Raw genomic sequence first — 23273 nt, forward strand, 5'->3', positions numbered from 1 at the left:
CCACCCCTTCGCCGGTGGAGACGAATCCCCCCAATTCCACGCGCGGCCGATCGTCCTCGCGTTCCAGATGCCCAGCCCTCCTTACGCGACCTGAGTCACTTCCCTGCACACCGCTTGCGGAACGCTTGCTTTGCGTCGATCACCGTCCCCGACTGCGCTGCTCGACGCCGTCTCGCTATGCGCCGGCTCCGAGGCCGCAGCAGATACCCCAGTCCTCGTTTCTCCAATTCGCAGAAGATCCCGGGCAAGTTCTTGTACCCGAGCATGCGTCCGAGCTTCCAAGCACTCACCTCCGGATTGCTGTTGTAGAGCTTGATCGCTTGAATCAGTCGCTCGCTGCGGAAATATCCGAAATGTCGCTTGACCAATCCACGCGCCTTCAACCGATTCAAGTGCCAGTGGACCACCCAGATGGGAGCATTCAAGCGAGCAGCGATCTGACGACGGGTCAGCATCGGCTCTTCTTCTTGAAGCTGAAGGATTCGCTTGCAGAGCTGGCAACGCTCGATCCAATGGCCTTCCGGAGGTGTCTTGCGCTCGACGAGCTTCACCCCGAACGCCTTCGCTTTCTTCAAGATCTGATGAACGCGCTGACGCGTTAACCCAAAGGCGCGCCCGATCTGCTCCAGCGTCGGCGCTTCCGGACTGTTATACATCTCAACGATCTTCTGATCCCGTTCGCTCAAGCGCCGCTCCGACTTAATGTATTCCTCGGCGATTTTCAACTGCGGGAGCGTACGCCGCCGTCGCACTTGATCGTAGGTCACCCCGAACGCGCGAATAGCATTGAGCACCGTCGCCGGAGAACATCCGAAATGCTTCGCCACTGCCTCAACGTCGCGATTGCGGCCAAGCGCGAATTTCACGATTTTCAAGTACCGCTCGACCGTCGTCGGCCGACGCGGTAAGTTCAAGGTAATTTCTTGTTTGGCGATCTTCGCGACCATTGTCTTTCCCCTCATTGTGAACTTCACTTTACTTAGATGCAAACCCTCATCCCGAGGGTTCGCATATTCTTGACGATTGCCTTGTGCTACGAGTATTCGCGCTATGCGGGCGTTCGTTCGCCGGAGTCTCGGCGGATGACCTGTGCCGTTACACTGCCTCGCCTTCGCTCCAGAAGTGATTCAGCGGACCGTGACCTCGACCGAGCGAGAATCCATGCCGGATGGCCATCGTCACATAGTGCTTCGCTTTCCGAACCGCGTCGAGCAAGCCATGGCCTTGGGCCAGATATGCCGTGATGGCCGCCGAATAAGTGCAACCCGTTCCGTGCGTATTCCGCGTTGGCACGCGCTCTGCGGCGAACTCATAGAGGTCCCGCCCATCGTACAGGATGTCCACGGCTTCTGATCCGGCCTCTAGATGCCCCCCCTTGATGAGTACTGCCCGTGGCCCCAAGTCGAAGATACGCCGCGCCGCTCGCCGCATGTCCTCGCGCGATCGAATCGGCTCGCCCGCGAGGACTTCCGCTTCCGGGATATTCGGCGTCACCACATAGGCCAACGGGAGCAGTCGCCGAACCAACGCTTCCTCCGCCTCCGCGCGCAAGAGCCGATCTCCTGATTTGGCCCGCATCACCGGGTCCACGACCAACCGCTCGATTCGATGTTCCCGTATCCCTTCGGCCACGGCTTCAATGATCTCCGGGCTTGAAAGCATACCCGTTTTCGCCGCATCCGTTCCGATGTCGCGCAGGACAATGTCCAACTGCAACCGGACGAAATCCGCTGGCAGCTCGATCACGCCGGCCACCCGGCAGGTGTCCTGTGCCGTGATCGCTGTCAACACCGAGAGCCCATAGACTCTGAGCGCCGTAAAGGTCTTCAGGTCCGCCTGAATCCCCGCACCCCCACCGGAATCCGAGCCTGCAATCGTCAAAGCACGTGCTACCATGACCCCAAGCCTGCTGTAAGTACAAGTTTACCCGAAATCCCTCGAAGAGGGAAGTCGAGGGATGCAGCGTGCGTGAAATTGGCCTCTGGGCCGAAGGTGAGGCCAATCAGGTCTCCGTCACAGGATCAGGTAATTCGGCCCGCCCCCTCCCTCCGGAGGCACCCAGGTGATGATCTGGTATGGGTCCATAATGTCGCATGTCTTGCAATGGACGCAGTTTGAGGCGTTGATCTGCAGGCGCTTTCGCCCCTCCGGAGTCGGGATCATCTCGTAGACGTTGGCCGGACAGAAGCGTTCACACGGGTTGCCGTATTCGACCACGCATCGCGTATGGCAGATGTCGAAGTCGGCGATCCGCAAATGGCACGGTTGATCTTCCTCATGGGAGGTCCCGGAATAGTACACGTCGGTCAACTTATCGAAAGTCAGGACACCATCGGGCTTCCAGTCCGGCGGCGGACATCCGGCCCCCCGCTCTCGGTGGTATTCCGTCAGCTTCCGCATCCGTTCATGTCCGGCAATGGCCGGGAGAGGATCGCGCCATCCCCGCCCTCCGGTCAGCATCTGTAGTCCGACGTGGAAGAGACCCGACCATAAGCCTCGTTCCATCGCCTGGTGAAAATTCCGAGCACGGTATAACTCGTCATGCAGCCAACTGGCCCGGATTAGCGCCTCATATCGAGCGAGCTGTCGCTCCGAGAAATCGTCCTGTCGCAAGGCCTCGTAGATGGCCTCAGCTGCCAACATGCCTGACTTCATGGCCAGATGAATTCCCTTCAACCGCTGAGCATTCAAAAATCCGGCGCTATCGCCGACGAGCAGCGCTCCACTCACATACGGTCTGGGGATCGAATAGTACCCTCCTTCGGGCAACGCTTTCGCTCCATACCGAACGAGCTTCCCTCCGCGCAGGATGCGCGCGATCGCGGGATGCATCTTGAACTGCTGGAAGAGCCGGTGCGGATCCAGACACGGATCTTCGTAGCTCAACCCCACGACGAGCCCCACACTCACAAGCTGCTCTGCTCCAGCATACAGGAATCCGCCTCCGAAGGTTCGAGAATCCAACGGATACCCGAGTGTGTGAATGACCGTCCCGGGCGCGATGCGTCCTGACTCCACTTCCCAAAGCTCCTTGATCCCCACAGAGTAGACCTGCGGGTGCTTACCCGCCTGCAAGTGGAACCGTTCGATAAGGACTTTTGCCAAAGACCCCCGGACGCCCTCTCCAAGAACGGTCACCTTCGCGCGAATTTCGACCCCAGGCTCATAATTCTCCTTGGGCTTGCCGCTCCGATCCACTCCGCGATCGCCTGTTCGCACGCCCACAACCGCTCCGTCTTCAATGAGCAGTTCAGCGCCAGGGAATCCCGGGAAGATGTCCACCCCCGCCTGCTCGACGAGTGTCGCTAACCACCGGACGAATTGACCGAGTGAGATGATATAATTCCCGTGATTGCGCAACGGTGGGGGAATAATGGGGGCTGCGATCTTTTGATGCCGCGTGAGGAACCAAACATGGTCCTCAACGACCGGCGTTGAGAGGGGTGCCCCTCGATCGAGGAAATCGGGGACAAGCTCCCGAAGCGCACGAGGGTCGAGGACGGCGCCTGAGAGGATATGCGCTCCGACCTCTCGCCCTTTCTCGATCACGGCGATACTGACTTCAAGCCGTCGCTCGCGAAGCTCCCCCGCCTCGACGCGCTCGTTATGCTGCCGAATGAGACGAGCCAGATGCAACGCCCCGCTCAAGCTCGCTGGTCCGGCCCCCACAAATAACACGTCGAACTCGATACGCTCTCCCATTGCCTCGCCCTCCTCGCGAAGATGGGAGATTTTAGCACAGCGGGCGAACGCTGCGAAAAGACAAAGGGGACGAACGGGCGGTCCGTCAACCGCTTCCTCATCGAATGGGAGAAGATCAATGCAAGCTACGGCGCGACGGAGAACTTGTAGACGGTCGTCGTTTGATAGCGGGCGCCCTTTCGGAGGACGACGGAAGGGAAGTGCGGCTTATTGGGAGAGTCAGGAAAGTGTTGCGGCTCCAAGCAGAAGCCATACCGATGCCGATAGACCCGCCCTTCCTTCCCCACGATCGTCCCATCGAGGAAATTTCCGGAGTAGAACTGCAATCCGGGCTCCGTCGTCCACACTTCTAGGACGCGTCCTGAACTCGGTTCCACAACGCGGGCGGCCAGACGCAGCTCCCCAGGCGGGCCATCCAATACCCAATTATGGTCGTATCCCCGGCCAAAACGTAGCTGTTCGTCAGGCTGTTCGATCCGTGCGCCGATCGGCGTCAACTGAGTGAAGTCAAAGGGCGTCCCCCGCACGAAGCGAATCTCGCCGGTCGGGATCAAGTTCGCATCAATTGGCGTGAAGTATTGAGCATTGATCTGAAGCTGATGATCAAGGATGTCGCGACGTCCCTGACCAGCGAGATTGAAGTACGAATGGTGTGTGAGGTTGACGATCGTATCGCGATCCGTCGTGGCCGTGTACTCGATCCGCAACTCATTCTCTTCCGTCAGGAGATAGGTGACCGTCACAGCGAGGTTCCCCGGATACCCCTCTTCTCCATCTCGGCTCAAGTAGGTGAGCCTCACGCCGATGCCTCGCGCGGATCTGACCGGACGTGCTTTCCAAACGACCTTATCGAATCCCTTTCGCCCACCATGGAGATGGTTCTGCCCTTCATTAAGCGTGAGCTGATACGAGACGCCGTTTAAGACGAACCGGCCCGCGGCGATTCGGTTCGCATACCGACCGATGATGGCCCCAAAGTAAGGATGCCCCTTCAGGTAATCCTCCAAACGATCGAATCCGAGCACAACATCGTCGAATCGCCCCTGTCGGTCTGGGACGCGAAGGGAGACGACGATCCCCCCATAGTTTGTGATCTTCACTTCCATCCCCTTGGCATTGGTGAGCGTATACAGCTCCACGACCTCCCCGTCCGGCGTCCGACCGAAAATCTCCTTTTTCACCACGGTGGCCTCCCGATCCGCTGAATTCAATGGTCCTCCCACGAGCATAAGGAAGAGCAACAACACGTGGGCACGCATCGCCTTCCCCCTCAATGAAATTCGCCTGCCAATGCATCTCCAAAATCTCAATAGACTCGCCACTCGTGGATCCCGGCGCAGAAGTTTTCTTGTGCTTGGACGACGATCCTCAAGCCATCCGTGACCACCGGCTCGAACGTCGTGCGATTGTAGCGGTCTTTCTGGACTCCATACTCGCTTGGATTCCTCACGGGTTTCCACTCACCGTTCTCTCGATAGAACAGCTGCCAGGATTTCGGGACGCGACATTCGCCGATGCCCGTGTCATCGTACCAATAGACTTCGACGGCGGAAACCCGCGTCGGGGTTTCGAAGTCGTACTGCACCCATTCGGTTGTCCCCTTCCGGGGCCACCAATGGAGATACCGATTCGAGCGATCAGCAGAATGGCGCGGCTCGCGCTGATCGTTCAGTGCCCGAGCATCCCCTCCGGAAGAGGTAGCCTTCGCCCGGAAGGCGATCGTCGGACAGGGCAGAGGACGTGCCGCCGATTCCACACGAGCCAGCCAGACGGCCATCTCGCCACGCCCTCGGTGCGCCCACGCATAGTAGGGGATCGCCATGAAGGAGACACGCTCTCGTTGAATCTTCCCTGCGGCATCCACGCACCGAAGTCCAATGGCTGTCCCGCGGATGACCTGAATCCCTCCAAACAGATCCTGATGGAATTCTGCGTGAAGGCGTTCTTCATCCGGCAAGACCAAATTCACAACGTTTCCCCCAGGAACATCGGGCCACTCCAGACAATAGACGATCGGCCCTCGCTGTAAAGCCACCTTTCCCACATTATCCACGACCTGCGGATGGCTCACCACGCGTCGGACCGGCATGGGGAGGACGAGCCTTACCACGTCCCCCTTTTGCCATCGCTGACGTATAGCGACATATCCTTTGTCCACGGTATAGGCGAACGGGCGTCCGTTTATCCAAATGCGAGGTCGCTCCCGGACGGTCTCAGCGAAACGATACAAGTCGCTCGGCACAGCTTCGTTGCGTGCCCACCCGGGAATACGCAAGAGCACAGTGAAGGTACGACCGGGACGTTCCGGCTCGAACGTAAGCGTTACCTCACCTTGCCAGGGATACATCGTCTCCTGTTTGACGACGACTCTTTGAGCAGCCATGCGTATGGTCGCACGGCTGGCCAGGAAGAGATTAACGTAGAGTCGATCCCCCTGGTGCGCATAAGCTAGTCCAGGCATCTGGAACAAAAAGCGCGCGATATTCGGCGGACAACAAGCGACGGCGAACCAAGGACTCCGCGCGTGGCGACCGTCCGACTCCAGAGGATTAGGATAGAAGAACGTTCGACCATCGAGGGAGACGCCCGAGAGCAATCCGTTGTAGAGAACGCGCTCGAGCACGTCTATGTATTTGCCCTCTCCGGAAAGCAAGAACATTCGGTGATTCCACAGGGCGAAGGCGACGGCCGCGCACGTCTCACAATACGCCACGAGATTCGGCAATTCGTAAGGTGCTCCGAACCCCTCGTGCCCACCGGCTGCCCCAATCCCACCCGTCACGTACATCTTCCTGCCGACAACATCCGCCCACAACCGATCCAAAGCCCGAGCATACGCTGGGTCGCGCAGCAGGGCGACGACGTCTGCCATCGCCATGTACATATAGAGCGCCCGAACGGCATGTCCGACGGCCTCCTCTTGCTCGATAACCGGCTTATGGTCCTGGCTGTACGTCCCATAGAGCCGACGACCATGGGGACGTCCGCGCTCGTCCAGAAAGAATTTCGCCAGGCGAAGATATCGCTCATCCCCGGTCACCCGATAGAGCTTGACCAATCCAATTTCGACTTCTTGATGTCCCGGGACAGCTCGTCTCTTCCCCGGTCCGAACACACGATCTATGAGATCGGCGCCCTTCAGAGCAATCTCCAAGAGCGAGCGCTTCCCCGTCGCTTGATAATGCGCAACAGCTGCCTCGAAGAGATGTCCCAGGCAGTACAACTCATGACTGGACTCCAATCTCGACCATCGTTCCGGCCCCACGGACGCCGCGAACCGATAATTCGGCGCCATCGTCCGACGCGGCGTGAACAGGTATCCATCCGGCTCTTGAGCGGCTGCGATTTTCGCAATGAGATCATCCAAGTAGCGCTCCAATTCGGGATCGGGATGGAGCATCAAGCTATAGGAAGCAGCCTCGATGGACTTATAGACGTCCGAATCATTGAACCACCATCCCTCAAAGTAGCCTTCCATCTTGCCGGCAGCCTTGAGGAAGTTATCCACTCGCCCCGTCACTTCACATTGCCGCAAGATGTGCGGCACGGTGGCCGCGCGATTCGTTTCCAAACGCGCCTGCCAAAATCCCGGCTCGAGCCGAACGTCGGTGAATGGGACGGCGGTGATAGGATAATCGTTCGGTGGCATCCATGAGGATTGTGGCCAGATGGACGCTCCCATGAACAGAAACACGATCCCAACGCGAAGCGCTCTCATGCTCCCCTCAATGTGGATCGCCGGCCAAGCGTCGCCCCCATACCGCTCACGAGAGCACCAGGCGCAGTTTCGTGACCGATGCTGGAGGGAACGAATAGACCAAAATCGGCGCGCGAATCGGAACCTCTTCCTCCCGCGGGACGACGGCGAGAGGATTCTCAAATGTATTACACTCTTGGACACGGCGCGCCGTGAGGATCGTCGCGCGCGCCGAAGCGATCGTGGCCCCACGGACGAGGATTTCGGTCGCACGCGCCTCTGACAGATGCGGATTGGTCACTGTGAGTGTCACAACGTTGCCCTTCACCGAAGCCGACCCGTTGAGTCCCCAGAACAGTTGCGATCGGTTCGTTCGATCAGTCCAAGTCACGCGCGGCGCTGAGAAGATCGTCCGTACGGCTTGCCCCTCCTGATGATCGGCGTACATGGCGAAGACATAATAGGTCGGCGTTCGGACGAATTTGTCCTCATGCGCGAGAAAGAGCGAGTGAAGACAATTGATGAGCTGCGCGACATTGGCCATCCCTACCTTATCGGCATGGCGATTGAAGGTATCCAACGTCAATCCGGCGAGCACCGCATCGCGGATCGTAGATTGCTGGCCGAAGAGATGCGTGGGATGGATGTTCGTCGTCATCCGGTACCATGCGCCCCATTCGTCCACGACGAGTCGGACGCGGCGCTCCCGGTCGCTCTCCCCCATCACCTGCCAATGGGCCGTGATGAGTGACTCCATGCGATCTGCACTTTGCAGAAGCTCATACCATCCAGTAGCATCGTAGTCGACAGCCTCCCCGCCTGAGAAACTCGAATAGTGATGCAGCGCCCATCCCCAGAGCCGATCGAATGCACGCCGCTCAGCGATCTTCAAGAAGAACCGTCGTGTCCATTCGAGGTCTCGTCCGCTCGGTCCCGCCGCGATGAATCGCAGCCCGACGCCGTAGTCGGGTACCGCCCACGTCGTGAAGCGACGGAATTCCATCGCGTACTCTTCCGGCGTGAAATTTCCCCCGCATCCCCAAGACTCGTTGCCTACCCCCCAATAGCGAACGTTGAAGGGCTCCCGATCGCCGTTAGCCTCGCGGATCTCTGCCCATGTGGTGCTACCTGGCGGGGAGTTACAGTATTCAATCCATTGATGGAAAACGCTCGCCGGCAGCGTGCGGAGATTCGCAGCGATGTACGGTTGAGCACCGATCAAACGACAGAAACGAATGAACTCATGAGTACCAAAGTGATTCGGCTCATACTTCTGCGGGACGATCCCCACCTCACGCCATTCACGGTTATCTACCCAGAAGTTCGTTCGACGTGGGCGCTTCTCCCTAGGTCCGATCCCATCGCGCCAATCATAGGCATCGGCAAAGCATCCGCCGGGCCAGCGCACGACCCCGGGCTTGATCTCCCGCATCGCCTCCACGAGCGCTCTGCGGATGCCCCCAATATTGGGGATCTTCGAGTTCTCTCCCACCCAGACCCCATCGTAGATCACCCCTCCGAGATGTTCAATGAAATGCCCATAGATTTCCGGAGCGATCCGCCCGATGGGTTCGTTTAACAAAATTTCGATGCGAGAATCTGCGGTCTGGGGCGCGACCCAGAGGAACGCAACATGAGACCACGCTCGTGTCAGTGCTAGCGCGGTCCCGGCCGCAACCGTTGATTCCAAGAACGCGCGACGCGTATATCGCCCCCTCTGCTTCTTCTCCATAGCACGTGGTATCTGCATTTCTTGAAAAGAGAGGAGGGACGGGGGACATCTTCCGAAGCGTCCCCCGCCCCCTTCCGCGCGTCAGAACAGGATCTTCAAAGCGAGCTGGATATCACGCGGATCTCCGACTACACCGGTCGAGCGCCCAAAGAGCGTGCTGTTCAGATCCGCCACTGGCGTCCCCAGATTCACGCGGTTGAAGGCGTTGAAGAATTCAGCGCGGAACTGGACGCTCGCCGTCTCCGTCACCCGGAAATTCTTAAATAGCGACAGATCCGTGCTCGCATACCACGGACCGCGGAACGTGTTCCGACCGAGGTTCCCCAACGTTCCCGGAGCCGGCAGCGGGAAGTCAGCCACGGTGAAGATCCCTCGCAGGAAGTCGCTGCGGCTCAGATTGCGCTTGGTATTCCCCCAGCTCGGTGTGTGCGGTCGGTCGCCCGTCTGTCCGTCCGCATTGAAGTCCCCACGCGGATAAGCAGCTCCATGGAAGACGCTAAATGGCGCCCCTGACTGGATCTGCACGATCGCATTGAGCTGCCATCCCCCAAGGATATGCCGCACGACCGGTCGTTCCCGCCAGAATGGGATCTCCCAAATGGCATTGATCGAGAGCTTCTTCCCGCGATGGAAGCCTGTGACCGAGCGGTCCAGATCGCGCCGCGTCACTTCCATAGCCGCTCCTGGAGTCTCGAGCACCTTTCCGAAGGTGAACGCTGCTTGGAAGGCGAACCCTTGGCTATAGCGCCGGCTCACCTGAATGGTGCCCCCATGGAAGCTGGAGCTAGCCCCCGTCTCGCCGAGGCTGATGATGCCGAAACTCGGATTCAACCGATCCAATCGGCCATCGAGCAGATCCCCGGCGAAGCGGTTGTAGTTCTCTCCGCCCGGCCCATCGCCCGTATGCAGGTGTCGCCCCACGGAGCCGATATAGTTGACCTCCGCGACCAATCCTCCGGGCAGCTCACGTTGAATCCCCAAGAACCAGTTCTGCGCATAGGGCGTCGTGATGTTGGGATCCACCACGCGCAGGTTCACCCGTGTGCCCCGAATCCCCCCACGCTCATCCAAACCGCGCGCGAGCGCCGGATTGGGCGGATACTTCGGCCCCAACGTATAGACGATCGGTGGCGCTCCCGGCGTGCGCACATCGGTCGAAGCCGCTGCAAACCGCGGTGGATTCATCTTCTCATCGGTGTAGACGGTGTTGTTGAGTCGATTATAGGAGATCCCCGTCCCACCACGAAGAACAAGCTTCCCCTTTCCGGTGATGTCCCACGCGAAGCCGAAGCGTGGCGCGAAGTTATTATTGTCCGACTTGTACAACTGATCCACATAGGCCATGCGCGCGTTGGCAATTCGCTCGAAGACGTTCCTCCCTGGGGCGTAAATGATGTTCTGGAATTTCCATCCGACCTTGCTGGGCGTCCCGAAGTTCTCGTAACGCAGGCCGAGGTTCAAGGTGAAGTTCCGCCGCACCTTCCAATCGTCCTGGATGAAGGCCGCGAATTCAAAGTTACGATACCCGGCCCCGATCCCCGTCTCCAAGCCTGTCATCGGATCCACTGCGCGCACTTCGGTCAAGGGCTCATCGTTGGCGAAGTTCAAGATGCTATTGAACGTGTAGTTCGGCCGCCTCCAATGATGGAAGTCGTGATTGTCCTGAACGCGCCGGATCTCGAATCCCGCCTTCAAGCCGTGATTCCCCCGATTCATGGTGAGCGTGTCCTTGTACTCGAAGACATTCTGCGCGAAGCGGATGGGCATCCAAAACGCCGTACCAAACCCCGCACCCAATCCGCTGATGGTGATCGTCGGCGACTCGGGATTCAGATCCGGAGCGCGACCGTACATCCGCAAGTACCCGAAGCTGAACTCATTCACTGTGCGCGGCGAGATGATATGCGTGTACGCCAAGTTCAGGAATTGATTCCGATGCGGGAAGGGTTGCCGGAACTTGGGCCGTACAGCGACATCCACTGGATCAAGCTTCGTGCGATAGTAGGTGCCGCGTAACCGGCCATTGCCTCCAAACAGGAGATGGTCGATTCGAATGTTGAATTGATCCCCATTACGCACGCCCGAGGGAGCGACTGTCACGCTCCCCACATCGGGGATCCCATCTGGAGGTCCGATCTGCGTGGCTCCGGGAACTGGGCTCCCTAAATCGCGCAGGCCCGTCGTCGGATAGGCGAGCGGCGGGAAGTTCTTCAAGAGATAAGCGGCGATGGAATTAGGACGCGTGCGCAGCACGAAATCCACGAATTCCTTCGTCTCGACCGTTGTGACGAACGCCTGTCCCGTCGCCGCTCGGAGTCCTTCATACGAGGTGAAGAAGAACGTCTTATCGCGGCGGATCGGTCCACCTAAGCTGTAACCGAAGTCGTTGCGGCGAAACTCTGGAGCCACGCGCTGTCGCTCTTCTTTAGTCGCATCGCGTCGGAGCGCGCCACGGGCAAAGATGTTGAGCGCGCGCAGATTGTCGTTGCGATGGAAGAAGAAGAGCGAACCATGAAATTCATTGGTGCCCGACTTGGTCACGATGCTGATGATGGCGCCGGAGTTCCGCCCATACTCGGCCGAGGGGTTATTGGTGATCACTTGAAACTCTTGTACCGACTCAACGTTGGGGATTATGAGCACCGTCCCACCCCATGGATTCCCATTGATGCTTGCTCCATCGAGCGAGGCGTTGTTCCCCGATCCACGCTGACCATTGGCGTTAACACCGATGCCATATTCTGGCGTCAGGAAATCCGCTCCTGTAGCCAGACCGGTGATCCCCGGCTGCAGGGCCGCCAATTGAAAGACGTTCCGCAGCTGAAGCGGAAGCTCGACGATCTTCTTTCGCTCGACGACAGCCGAGACATCGGCTTTCTCCGTCTGGAGCTGCGCGATGCTCGCCGTTACCTCGATAACCTCCTCCAACACGCCGGGCTCCAGCTCGAAATTCAACCCCAAGGTCGCTCCGACGAAGAGCACGACGTCGGTCCGGAGGGCCTTCCGGAAACCTTGAGCTTCGACGCTCACATCGTATCGCCCTGGTGGCAGGTTCACGATTCGATAGAACCCACTCTCATTGGAGACGACCGTGCGCGTCTCTCTTGTATCCTTGTTCGTCGCCGTGACCGTCGCGCCCACTACCAGAGCGCCCGCGGGATCAACGATCGTTCCCTGAATGGTGCCCAACTGTTGCTGGGCCCACGCGTTTTTCAATGCAGGACCCACGGAGAGAAACCCGATGACCCCTATGGTGAGTACGCAACGCCATAATCTATTCATAGACACAACCTCCTTTCACTGGCGTCCCGCCCCACGGGCGGAGCGCCTGAATTGAGGACTTTTCCACAAAAAGTATGGGGAAACTATGCGCTCTTGTCTTGAATGCGCTTAAGGCCTTTGAACGAGATTAGGGGGTCTCGCGAAGAAGCAGGAACCGACTTCACTTCATTTGCCCGTAGTATGCCCCCGGACCATGCTTCCTGAAGAAGTGCTTGTCCAGGAGGGGTTCAGAGATCGGCTCCGAAGACGGATTCAACCGAAGCGTCTCTAACGCCATATGGGCGACGTATTCTAAGACGATGGCCACTTCCACCGCCGCTTCTACGGTTTCTCCCCAAACGAACGGAGCATGCCCCGCTACTAGGACCGCCGGCATATGCCGAGGATCCAGACCGGCGAAGCGTTCGACAATGACGCGTCCCGTGTACGCCTCGTAGTCCGTCGCGATCTCTTCGGGCGTGAGCGGCCGCGTGCACGGGATCGGACCGTGAAAGTAATCCGCATGGGTCGTCCCTAGAGGCGGAATTTCGCGTCCCGCCTGCGCCCAGATCGTCGCGTAGAGGCTGTGAGTGTGCACGATCCCTCCAATCTGGGGGAAGGCACGATATAACTCCAAGTGCGTGGGCGTATCAGAACTCGGGCGCAAGGTTCCTTCGACGACCTCCCCTGTCTCCACAGAGACGACGACCATGTGTTCGGGGCGCAGTTGCTCATACGGAACCCCAGAGGGCTTGATGACCATGACTCCATCGCGACGCGAGATGCCGCTCGCGTTTCCCCAGGTCAGGATCACTAATCCCTCTCGGACCAGCCGCAGATTCGCCGCACACACCCGTTCTTTCAGCTCTTCGAGCATCTCCCCTCCTATTGTCGGACGCGATTCCGAATCTCAATGAGCCGTTTCATCACGTGATAGAGATTGCCCTGCCATTCTCTCGTGCCGAACGCATCATGGAGAGCGCGATAGAGTGGATACAGCTCCTGATAGATCGCGTGTGCCTGGGGATTCGGATGAAAGCCTTTCGGTTTCAATCCCGTCATCGCGCGTTGAGCTTCCGGAATTGTATCATACCCTCCCGCTCGCTTTCCGGCAGCGACCGTCCCTGCGATGGCTGCCCCCAGGGCGCAGGTCTGAGCGGAGCGGCTAATTCGAATGGGACGTCCGAAGACGTCAGCATAGATTTGCATGACGAAGGGATTCTTCTCAGCGATCCCCCCACAGGCGATCACCTGCTCGATCTTCACGCCATATTCCTCAAACCGCTGGATGATCGTGAGCGCGCCAAAGGCCGTCGCCTCGACCAGGGCGCGATAGACCTCCGCCGGAGTCGTGTAGAGCGTCTGCCCGAGTAGTAGTCCCGTCAGCCGTTGGTCCACGAGGATCGTTCGATTGCCATTGTTCCAATCGAGCGCCAGCAAACCCGACTCCCCGGGCTTCAAGCGAGCAGCTGCTTGAGCCAGCGCTTCGTGAGTTCCCGCACGTCCGAGCGGTCGGATGTAGTCGACGAACCAATGAAAGATGTCGCCGACGGCTGATTGCCCCGCCTCTAAGCCGTAGTAGCCTGGGATCACACTTCCCTCCACGATACCGCAGAGCCCCGGGATGTCCGGCAAATCGTGATCCTTCGGGACGACTGTGATGTCGCACGTGCTTGTCCCGATGATCTTCACCAATATGCCGGGAGCGACGCCGGCGCCCACAGCGCCCAAATGGGCATCGAAAGCTCCAACGGCCACTGGGATGCCCGCGGGAAGTCCCGTCCGCCGAGCCCATTCCTCGGTCAATCCTCCGACAGCTCGATCAACGGGATAGGCCTTCGGCCGCAAGCGCGCTCGCAACTCGGCCAGCTTAGGATCCAACGCCGCGAGGAACTCCGCATCAGGGTACCCCCCCCACATCTCATTGTACATCGCCTTATGTCCGGCTGCGCAGATGCCGACCATCAGCCGATCCGGATGCTCGGTCCCCGTCAACATGGCGGGAATCCAATCGGCCAGCTCGACCCACAAATATGCCGCTCCGAAGACTTCCGGGCTCGTGCGCCGACAGTGCAGGATTTTGCTGAAGAACCATTCGCTAGAGTAGACCCCGCCATATTTGGCGAGATAGTGAGGACGCATTCGCCGCGCCAGCTCCGTGATCTCCTCAGCCTCGGCCACCGCCGTGTGGTCTTTCCAAAGCCACGCCATCGCCGCGAGATTCCGCGCGAATTCCTTGCGAAAGGCTAACGGACGACCATTCTCATCGACGGGAATGGGCGTACTGCCGGTCGTCGCGACGCCGATGCCAATGACTTGTTCCGGTCGGAATCCGGGCACCGTTCGACGCGCCTGCGCTAAGGCGCGCTTGATGCTCATCTCTGCTCCCTTAACGTAGTCGGCCGGATGCTGCCGCGCCAGATTCGGATCGCGCGACAACAGTACGCCCTGCTCGCCATGCTCATAGTTCCACACGGCCGTTCCGACTTCCCGCCCATTGGAAACATCCGCGATTAACGCGCGCACCGAATTCGTCCCGAAATCCAATCCGATGGCATAACGCTTCGTCCGCATGGTCGCCCTCATCCTCGGAAGTAGAGATACGCGAGCGCGATGATGCTCAGAACAATCCCTGAGTGGATGACATCCCACTTATTCCAACTCAGGCGAGAGGCCCGCTTCTGCTCGGGCGTCACCGTCGCATATGTCAGGTCGCGAATCTGTTCCTCAGAAGGAGGTTCCGTCAGATAGCTGACGCCGATCAAAACGGCAATGGACACCAGGAAGATGAACGCACTGTAGTACTGGAAGTAGATGTTGTTGACGATCCAGAAGAACGAGCCTTCGGGATAGCCATTTTCGAAGCCAGGCAACTTGAGCGCCACCGGCGTATCCACGATCAATCGGAAGACGCCCAGCGCAAATCCCACAATCAACGCAGCCAGACATGCTTTCCCATTGAGTCGCTTCAAGAATACGCCCAGGAAGAAGACGGCGAAGATCGGAGGGGCCAAATATCCCTGCACCCCTTGCAGGTAATCGTACAATCCCCTCCCCCCTCGGATCACGGGGATCCACAGCAATCCGATGAGGACCATGATCGTCGTCGCCACACGACCAACCCAGACGAGCCGTTGCTGCGATGCGTAAGGGCGGAACTTCTGGTAGAAATCAATTGTGAACAACGTCGAGCACGCATTGAAGACTCCGGCCAGGGAACTCATCAAGGCCGCGAGCAAGCCCGCGACGACGATCCCGCGAACGCCGACTGGCAACACATGCTTTACCATGAGCGGGAAAGCCGCTTGGGCAGCATGAGAGATCACTTGGCCTTGATCATCCACCATCACGGTCAACTCAGGCACTCGACCGGTCTTCGCGAGCGCGACGCTGACCATTCCCGGAATGATGAAGATGAAGACGGGTAGCAGCTTGAGATACGCCGCGAAGATCGCTCCACGACGCGCCTCTCGCTCGTTGGGCGCTCCCAAAGCGCGCTGCACAATGTACTGATCCGTACACCAATACCACAAGCCGATGACCGGTGAGCAGAGCACCATCCCCAACCACGGATAGTTCCAGTTGAAGTACCATGCGATCCGATCCGGTTCCTTCACCGGTTCCCACGTCCCTTCCAGACCAGGGGGGATGAGCGGCTTCCACAAATTGAACATGTCGGGATCCAGCGCCGCGCGCAGTTCGCTCCACCCACCCAACTTCGCGAACCCAAAGAGGGTCAGCAAGACCGATCCCGCAATGAGAATGAGCGTCTGCACCGCCTCCGTGTAGGCGACCGCACGTAGGCCCCCTAAGACGGTGTAAAGACCGGTCAAGAGCACGACGAGCACTGAGCCAATCCAAAAGCTATCGAACGTCGCTCCTCCAATAGTGAGACGCAACTCGGGCAAAAGTGTGCTGAAGACGACCCCACCGGCGAAAATCCCCACGGCGATCTTCGTCAGCACATACGCGACGAGCGAGATGAGCGAGAGGATCCACCGGGCTGCTGGCGAGTATCGCTTCTCCAGGAACTCCGGCATGGTGAAGACACGCGAGCGCATGTAAAAGGGGATGAAAACCCACCCAAGGACCAACAAGCACCACGCGTGCAGCTCATAATGCGCCATGGCCACACCGCTAGTCGCCCCCGAACCTGCCAAGCCAACCAGATGTTCCGACCCGATGTTCGAAGCGAAGATCGAAGCCCCGACGATGAACCACCCGAGGTTCCGACCCGCTAGGAAATAGTCATCGGCTGTCTCCTTCCCCTTCCGAATCACCCACCATGCGAGTCCCAGCAATCCGGCAAAGTAGAGGGCAATGATCAGCCAATCCAAGAAGGCCACACGCGTCCCTCCTCCAACAACATCTTCGCTACTGATGATGATAGACGTCCCATCCCATGTACGTGCTCAAGGCATCCGCTACGGCTTCGGCGACCGTATCTCGCGTCGCCGCCACATGATGTTCGAAGCCGCGCCGGCAGATGACCTGCAACAGCTTTTGGAAATTCGGGATCTCGACCACTCCATATCCACCGAAGGTCTCCAAGGCATCTTCCGTGAATCGTCCCTCTCCCACTAAAGCCCGCATGCATCCCTCCAGATCATCCGTGGAAACCCGACAATAGGTGAACGGTCCAGGAGCAATCCGACCAAGGATCGTCCCATATGTGTTCTCCTTCCCGACCGTCCCGGCAATGATGTCCTGATACCCCATCCTCGTGTCGGTGAAGAACGCTTTCGGGAGATTGGAACAATGAAATAGCACACCTTTGTTCGGATCGTCCGCATAGTTATTATTCCAATCGAGCAAGGCCGCGGGCTTCTCCGACGCCGCTTGTAAGATGTACATGCTCACGAGTCCGGTTACGTCCGATTCGCACGCGCTCGGCAAAAAGGCATTCGACATCATGCTCATCACCGTGCATGGGACGATGCCGTAGTACTCCTCCAGCGCCGTCCAGCATTGGATAGCCGTGGCCGAGAGATGGCGCTCCTCAATGAGCTGATCAATGACGACGCCGAGTTTCGCCATCTTGAGAAGTGAGGGCTGAGGGACTCCCGTGGTATCCGTATACGCCATAATCTCATCGAGCTTGTTCCGAACCGCGGGATCCGTATCGTTCAACCTGTTGGCACGCCCAATGACTTCAGAGAGATCGACGCTCTCAACGGTGATCCCCGAACGCTCCAAGAGCTTCTCGCTATAGCGCACTGTGTTGAAGGGAGCCGGTCGCATCCCCAAGGCCCCGATGCGCGCTCCTCGCAGACGACGGACGACTCGACAAGTCGCGGCGAAGCGACGCAAATCCTCCCGGAATGAGGGATCCGAAGGATGCACCACATGCCGCCGCGTCAGCGAGAAGGGAATCCCATACTGGCGCAAGTTATCGCACACCGAGATCTTCCCACAAAAGCTATCACGACGATATTGAATCGTCATCTTCCCGGGCTCGTCGGCGAAGGCATGCACGAGAACGGGGACGTTCAACGCAGACCACCGAATCGTGTCCGCCACTGCGCGCTCGTCACCGAAGTTCGGCAACGTCACCAAAATCCCATCAATCTCCTCGCGGTGAGCGCGAAACAGCTCGGCGCATTTCTGAGCATCCTCGTAGCTCTCCACCGCGCCGAATTTCGTTGCGTCCAGAGGGAGAAGGATCGCTTGAAATCCCTCTTCCTCCAAGACGCGCAAGATGTCCTTTCGCCCCGACTCGCAGAGATGCGCAGGGAAGAATCCACGATTTCCGACAATCACCCCGAATGTCGTTGGCCTCGACATAGTCCCTCCTTTCTCGAACGCTGTCACTCCTCCTCTCGATACCGCCGAATGTAGTCCTTCAGCTCGCTCCCGGCATTGAGAATATGCCGTTCGAGCAACTGCACGGCTGCTTCCACATCCCGCGCCCGGCAATATTCCAAGAGAAGCCGGTGCTCTCGCTTAACTTGCCGATGCATCTCCAGAGAGAACCGGATGTGAAGACGAATGTATCGATCCGCATTCACATTCGTCATCTGGATCAGAGACATGAAGCGCGGGCGATTGGCCGCCGCATAGAGCGTCGAGTGAAACTGCCAATGCAGCTCCCCCCAGCTTTCTGAATCGGCGGCATCCAGCGCCCGTTCGTAGGCTTCTAAAATGCGTTCGGCTCGCGCCAGATCCTCGACTGTCAACCGTGGGATCGCTTGCCGAAGAATTGCGCATTCTAAGACCGCCCGGATCTCGAAAAGCTCCTCAATCTCTTCTGGGGAGAGCGAGGAGACAACGGCCCCATGATGGGTGATGATCGTCACCAACCCTTCCGCCTCCAATTGTCGAAGCGCCTCCCGAACCGGGATTTGACTGACGTGGAACTCCTCCGCTAGCGCCTTCTGGCGCAATTGCTCGCCCTCTTTTAATTCGCCGCGGAGGATCTTCTCCCGAATCTTATCCGCTACTTCCATGGCTAACGATCTTCGCACAATTCCCATTGGCTTCTGTGCCGCCACGATTCGCTCACGCATGTTCCCCTCCTGCCCCCCCATGGAGGTCTTCCTCCCTCCAGGGCTTTTCGCTCACACACCCGGACCGGCGCTAGAGGCACGAATTATGCCATAGGGCTGCTTGACGGTCAAGCATATCCTATATTATATATGATATGCCAACTCGAGGCCGGGAGGTAATGCCGATGGCGCAGGCGCAACAGCGCGCGAAAAATGGCCGGGGAGGCTGGTACGTAGAGCGACTTCCCCTAGGATACCTCTACGGGGAACCCTTGCGGAGCCGAGCGGCTCCGGGACTCGTCCTTTCGGAACGAGAATACTCTCCCCTCTTCAGGACACCTAAGCACACGCACGGGCATGCCTTACTTTGCCTTGTGCTCCAAGGGGGATATACAGAGACCTTCGGAACACGAGCGCGCGTGTGCGAACCTCCGCTTTTGATCTTCCATCCGGCTGAAGAGGTGCACATGGAGCAATTCCACCAAACGGGAGGACGTCTCTTCATTGTGGAATTGGAGCCGAAATGGCTAGAGCGTGTACGAGACCAAGCCCCCATCATCGAAGAGGCATTGGAATTTCGTGGTGGAGACCTCGTCTATCTGGGCACGAAACTGTATCGCGAATTTCTCCAAGGGACCGATGATATCTCGCCATTGATTATCGAGGGACTTGTGCTGACTATCTTGGGGGAGGCCTCACGTCGCTCTCCGGCACCACTTTCACAAAAGCCTCCGCCTTGGCTTCTTCAGGTACGAGAAATGCTGCACGCTCGCTTTGCAGAGCCCCTGACCCTCACGGAGATCGCCCACAACGTAGGCGTCCATCCGGTCTATCTAGCACAGATGTTTCACAAGTATTTCAAGTGCACGGTGGGGGCTTACATTCGGCAACTTCGTCTGGAGTTCGCCCGTCGCGAGCTGGCGACTTCGGATGCTCCCCTGTGTCAGATCGCTCTCGCCGCCGGATTTTCGGATCAGAGCCATTTCACGCGAACGTTCAAACGGTACGTGGGCGTTACTCCAGCTCAATATCGAGAATCGCTATTGGGCGTACGGCGATCTGAGAAGGCAATGACGCCGTGCGCGGATCCTGATGCCTCCATGCTCTCCCTCCTATAGAGGAAGGATCTTTACGAAAGGGCACCGATGTCAGGAACGATGGTGCGACGCATTCATGTCATTGACTCGCACACGGCCGGTGAGCCGACGCGTGTGGTGATTCATGGTGGGCCCAATCTGGGAACAGGCCCGCTCACGAAGCGATTGGAACGATTCCGGCAGGAATATGACCACTTTCGCTCAGCGATCGTGAATGAGCCGCGTGGATCAGACGCCTGGGTCGGAGCACTCTTGTGCGAGCCTTCGGACCCTACGTGTACGGCCGGAGTGATCTTCTTCAACAACGTCGGATACCTTGGGATGTGTGGCCACGGGACAATGGGGCTGGTTGTCACCCTTGCCTATTTGAACCGCATCGGCCCGGGAACGCATCGGATTGAGACACCGGCAGGCGTGGTTGAGGCGCGGTTGAACGAGGACGGCACGGTGACTGTGCGGAACGTGCCGAGCTATCGCCTGGCGGCGCGCGTGGCCATAGATGTCCCCGGATATGGAACGGTGATTGGTGACGTCGCCTGGGGGGGGAACTGGTTCTTCCTCGTGGATGACCATGGGTTCGAGCTGACGTTGGAGAACGTGGAACCGCTGACGGATTTCACCTGGCGCATTCGTCAAACCCTCGCTCGAGAGGGCATTCGAGGGGCGAACGGTGAAGAGATCGATCACATTGAACTATTCGGTCCCTCGCAACGGGATGGAATCGATAGCAAGAATTTCGTCCTCTGTCCCGGGAAGAGCTACGATCGCTCGCCGTGCGGGACGGGGACGAGCGCAAAGATGGCTTGTTTGTACGCCGAGGGGAAGCTCAAAGAAGGGCAGGTCTATCGGCAAGAGAGCATCATCGGGAGCATATTCGAGGGCACAATCTCCGTCGTCAATGGCGTGATCTACCCGAGCATCACAGGCTCGGCATTCATCACGGCGGAAGCCGAGCTGATCTTGGACGAACGTGACCCATTTTGCTGGGGCATTCGCCGATGAGTCCGCGCGCGTATGATGTAGTCATTGTGGGAGCAGGAATTGTGGGAGCAGCTTGCGCTGCCGAATGTGCCAGTGCGGGTCTGAAAGTCGCCGTCATCGAAGCGGCCTGTGTTGGAGGCGGGGCGACGGCCGCCGGAATGGGGCACATCGTCGTCATGGATGACAGCGACGCGCAGTTCGCCTTGACGCGCTACTCGCAGGTGCTCTGGGATCAACTCGCTGAAGAGCTTCCTCCGGATTGCGAATTCCAGAGATCCGGGACCATTTGGATCGCGGCGGACGAGGAAGAGCTGAGCTATCTTCGGTGCAAAGAACGCTTCTATCGAGAACGTGGCGTCCCCGTCGAGCTGCTGGATGAACGAGCTTTAGCTGAAGCCGAACCCAATCTTCGGAGAGGTCTTCGAGGGGGGTTACTCGTCCCAGGCGACAGCGTGCTTTATCCTCCCTGCGCCGCCCGATTTCTTCTGGAACGGGCTCAGGATCGGGGAGCGACCATCTTCCTCGGGCATCCTGCCGTGCGGTTTGACGAGGATGGGGTGCGACTCCGAGACGGATCATTCATCGCGGCCGGCGTGATCGTCAATGCGACGGGTACATGGGCATCGGAGTTGACTCCTGGACTGGCGATCAAAAAGCGAAAGGGACATCTCGCCATCACGGAACGCTATCCAGGCTTCGCGAATCACCAACTCGTTGAAGTGGGGTACATCAAGAGCACGCATGCGCACGAAGTCGAAGCTGTGGCCTTCAACCTCCAACCGCGACCGACGGGACAACTGCTCATCGGCTCATCGCGCCAGTATGATGTGGAAGACCCTTACGTAGAGCATGGCGTGCTAGCGCGCATGCTCACCCGCGCGTGCGAATACATTCCACGGTTGGCGGAGCTATCGGTCATCCGAACATGGATCGGATTTCGAGCGGCGACGCCGGACAACCTCCCCCTGATCGGTCCACTTCCTGGGCGAGAACGGGTGTATCTGGCGACGGGTCATGAGGGGTTGGGGATCACCACATCTCTCGGAACCGCCAAATTGCTTGTCGCGCAATTGCTGAATCGTCCGTCAGCGATCGCCATCGAACCGTATCTTCCCTCCCGAATGGAGCATCCGGCATGCCTGAAGTCGTCTCTCTGAAGATCAACGAGATGCCGATTGAGGTTCCCTTTGGCACGACGGTCCTAGTGGCGTTGCTCACGAGCGGAATCGCGGGGATTCGAAGATCGGTGACCGGAGAGCTACGGGGACCGCTTTGCGGCATCGGGGTGTGCTTCGAATGCCGGGTCACAATCAATGGTCAGCCGCATTGTCGTAGCTGCCAAATTTTGTGTCAAAACGGGATGGATGTGCGAACCGAATGACGAATGTGCGTTCCTTCGCTACGGATGTGCTTGTCATCGGTGGTGGCCCGGCCGGCTTGGCCGCTGCCTACAGTGCGGCGCGTAGCGGGCGTCGCGTGCTCCTTGTGGACGAGAGTCCTGCGCTCGGCGGGCAGATTTGGCGAGGAGAATGGATGACCCCTCGCTCATCGGAAGCCGCCTCGTGGTTCGACCGAGTCCGCCGCGCTCGCGTCTCGCTTCTCACGGGTGTTCGCATTGTCGCGGAAGTAGCGCCAAAGACGCTCTTGGGGGAAAGCCAAGAAGCGACCTATGAGGTCCGCTACGAGACGATGATCCTCGCGACGGGCGCGCGCGAGCGATTTCTGCCCTTCCCTGGATGGACGCTGCCGAACGTCTTTGGCGCTGGTGGACTCCAAGCGCTCGTGAAAATGGGGCTTCCGATTCGCGGCAAGCGCGTCGTCGTGGCTGGAACCGGGCCTTTACTCCTGGCCGTTGCTGCTCACCTTCAAGCGCGAGGAGCGCACGTGCTCGCCATCGCGGAACAAGCTTCGCCTTCGCAGGTGCTCTCATTCGGGTGGACGCTTCTTCGATTCCCTTCCAAGGCCTGGCAAGCTGTGTCGTTGCGAGGACAACTGTGGCGCGTCCCTTATCACTTAGAGTGCTGGCCCGTCTCCGCACGCGGTGAGGGAAGGGTGCAAGGCGTTGTCCTTCGGCAGGGATCGCGCACATGGGAGATTCCCTGCGATTATTTGGCCTGTGGATTTCATCTCGTCCCGAACGTCGAGCTAGCGCTCCTTCTCGGATGTGAACTGTGCCGCGGATATGTGCGAGTGAATGAATTTCAAGAGACCTCGCGCGTAGGCGTCTTCTGCGCTGGGGAGCCGACGGGAATCGGAGGCGTTGATCTTGCTCTGATCGAGGGACAAATCGCTGGGTATGCGGCGGCCGGTCGTCCGGA

General features: G+C 58.8%; 17 protein-coding genes. 5 read left to right on the forward strand and 12 right to left on the reverse strand.

From position 1 onward, the window contains the following. Positions 1 to 95: 95 nt before the first annotated feature. From NZ746_05670 to NZ746_05725, 12 genes are all read right to left on the reverse strand, one after another. A complete protein-coding gene (locus NZ746_05670; protein MCS6816851.1) occupies positions 96 to 947 on the reverse strand; it encodes a hypothetical protein in 852 nt (283 codons plus the stop codon). A gap of 148 nt (positions 948 to 1095) precedes the next feature. After that, positions 1096 to 1896 carry a bifunctional hydroxymethylpyrimidine kinase/phosphomethylpyrimidine kinase gene (thiD, locus tag NZ746_05675; protein MCS6816852.1) on the reverse strand — a complete coding sequence of 267 codons (801 nt, stop codon included), beginning with the start codon at positions 1894 to 1896 and terminating at the stop codon, positions 1096 to 1098. A 117-nt stretch (positions 1897 to 2013) separates the two neighbouring features. Next, positions 2014 to 3702 (reverse strand): electron transfer flavoprotein-ubiquinone oxidoreductase, encoded by a 1689-nt coding sequence (locus NZ746_05680; GenBank protein ID MCS6816853.1) that lies wholly within the window; start codon positions 3700 to 3702, stop codon positions 2014 to 2016. A 125-nt stretch (positions 3703 to 3827) separates the two neighbouring features. Beyond that, positions 3828 to 4931, reverse strand: a complete 1104-nt coding sequence (locus NZ746_05685; GenBank protein MCS6816854.1) for a galactose mutarotase — start codon at positions 4929 to 4931, stop codon at positions 3828 to 3830. 77 nt (positions 4932 to 5008) lie between these two features. Next, entirely contained in the window at positions 5009 to 7420 is a 2412-nt protein-coding gene (locus tag NZ746_05690) for a glycoside hydrolase family 127 protein (protein MCS6816855.1), read from the reverse strand. A 46-nt stretch (positions 7421 to 7466) separates the two neighbouring features. Continuing rightward, a complete protein-coding gene (locus NZ746_05695; protein MCS6816856.1) occupies positions 7467 to 8981 on the reverse strand; it encodes an alpha-L-arabinofuranosidase in 1515 nt (504 codons plus the stop codon). Positions 8982 to 9212: 231 nt separating this feature from the next. Further along, a complete protein-coding gene (locus NZ746_05700) occupies positions 9213 to 12413 on the reverse strand; it encodes a TonB-dependent receptor (GenBank protein ID MCS6816857.1) in 3201 nt (1066 codons plus the stop codon). A 160-nt stretch (positions 12414 to 12573) separates the two neighbouring features. Continuing rightward, positions 12574 to 13269: an L-ribulose-5-phosphate 4-epimerase gene (locus tag NZ746_05705; GenBank protein ID MCS6816858.1), complete on the reverse strand. Its 696-nt coding sequence runs from the start codon at positions 13267 to 13269 to the stop codon at positions 12574 to 12576. 8 nt (positions 13270 to 13277) lie between these two features. Next, on the reverse strand, positions 13278 to 14966 hold the full coding sequence (locus tag NZ746_05710; protein ID MCS6816859.1) for a ribulokinase: 1689 nt from the start codon (positions 14964 to 14966) through the stop codon (positions 13278 to 13280). 8 nt (positions 14967 to 14974) lie between these two features. Then, positions 14975 to 16738 (reverse strand): sodium:solute symporter, encoded by a 1764-nt coding sequence (locus NZ746_05715; protein ID MCS6816860.1) that lies wholly within the window; start codon positions 16736 to 16738, stop codon positions 14975 to 14977. Between the two features lie 28 nt (positions 16739 to 16766). Continuing rightward, positions 16767 to 18176, reverse strand: a complete 1410-nt coding sequence (locus NZ746_05720) for an L-fucose/L-arabinose isomerase family protein (protein MCS6816861.1) — start codon at positions 18174 to 18176, stop codon at positions 16767 to 16769. A 23-nt stretch (positions 18177 to 18199) separates the two neighbouring features. Beyond that, the gene (locus NZ746_05725) at positions 18200 to 18898 is read right to left on the reverse strand and encodes a GntR family transcriptional regulator (protein MCS6816862.1); all 699 of its coding nucleotides are present in this window, start codon (positions 18896 to 18898) and stop codon (positions 18200 to 18202) included. Between the two features lie 164 nt (positions 18899 to 19062). Between NZ746_05725 and NZ746_05730 the strand changes: the two genes are divergently transcribed. The 5 genes from NZ746_05730 to NZ746_05750 all read left to right on the forward strand — a co-directional run. Then, entirely contained in the window at positions 19063 to 19995 is a 933-nt protein-coding gene (locus NZ746_05730) for an AraC family transcriptional regulator (GenBank protein ID MCS6816863.1), read from the forward strand. A 51-nt stretch (positions 19996 to 20046) separates the two neighbouring features. Next, entirely contained in the window at positions 20047 to 20976 is a 930-nt protein-coding gene (locus NZ746_05735; protein ID MCS6816864.1) for a proline racemase family protein, read from the forward strand. Then, positions 20973 to 22112, forward strand: a complete 1140-nt coding sequence (locus NZ746_05740; protein MCS6816865.1) for an FAD-binding oxidoreductase — start codon at positions 20973 to 20975, stop codon at positions 22110 to 22112. Before NZ746_05735 ends, NZ746_05740 begins: the two co-directional genes overlap by 4 nt. Then, positions 22091 to 22336, forward strand: coding sequence for a (2Fe-2S)-binding protein (locus NZ746_05745; GenBank protein ID MCS6816866.1), 246 nt, complete (start codon positions 22091 to 22093; stop codon positions 22334 to 22336). Before NZ746_05740 ends, NZ746_05745 begins: the two co-directional genes overlap by 22 nt. Further along, on the forward strand, positions 22333 to 23273 hold a 941-nt coding region (locus NZ746_05750), incomplete at its 3' end, for an NAD(P)/FAD-dependent oxidoreductase (protein ID MCS6816867.1). The genes NZ746_05745 and NZ746_05750, both read left to right, overlap by 4 nt.

This window comes from Blastocatellia bacterium (assembly GCA_025055075.1).
GTDB lineage: Bacteria > Acidobacteriota > Blastocatellia > HR10 > HR10 > HR10.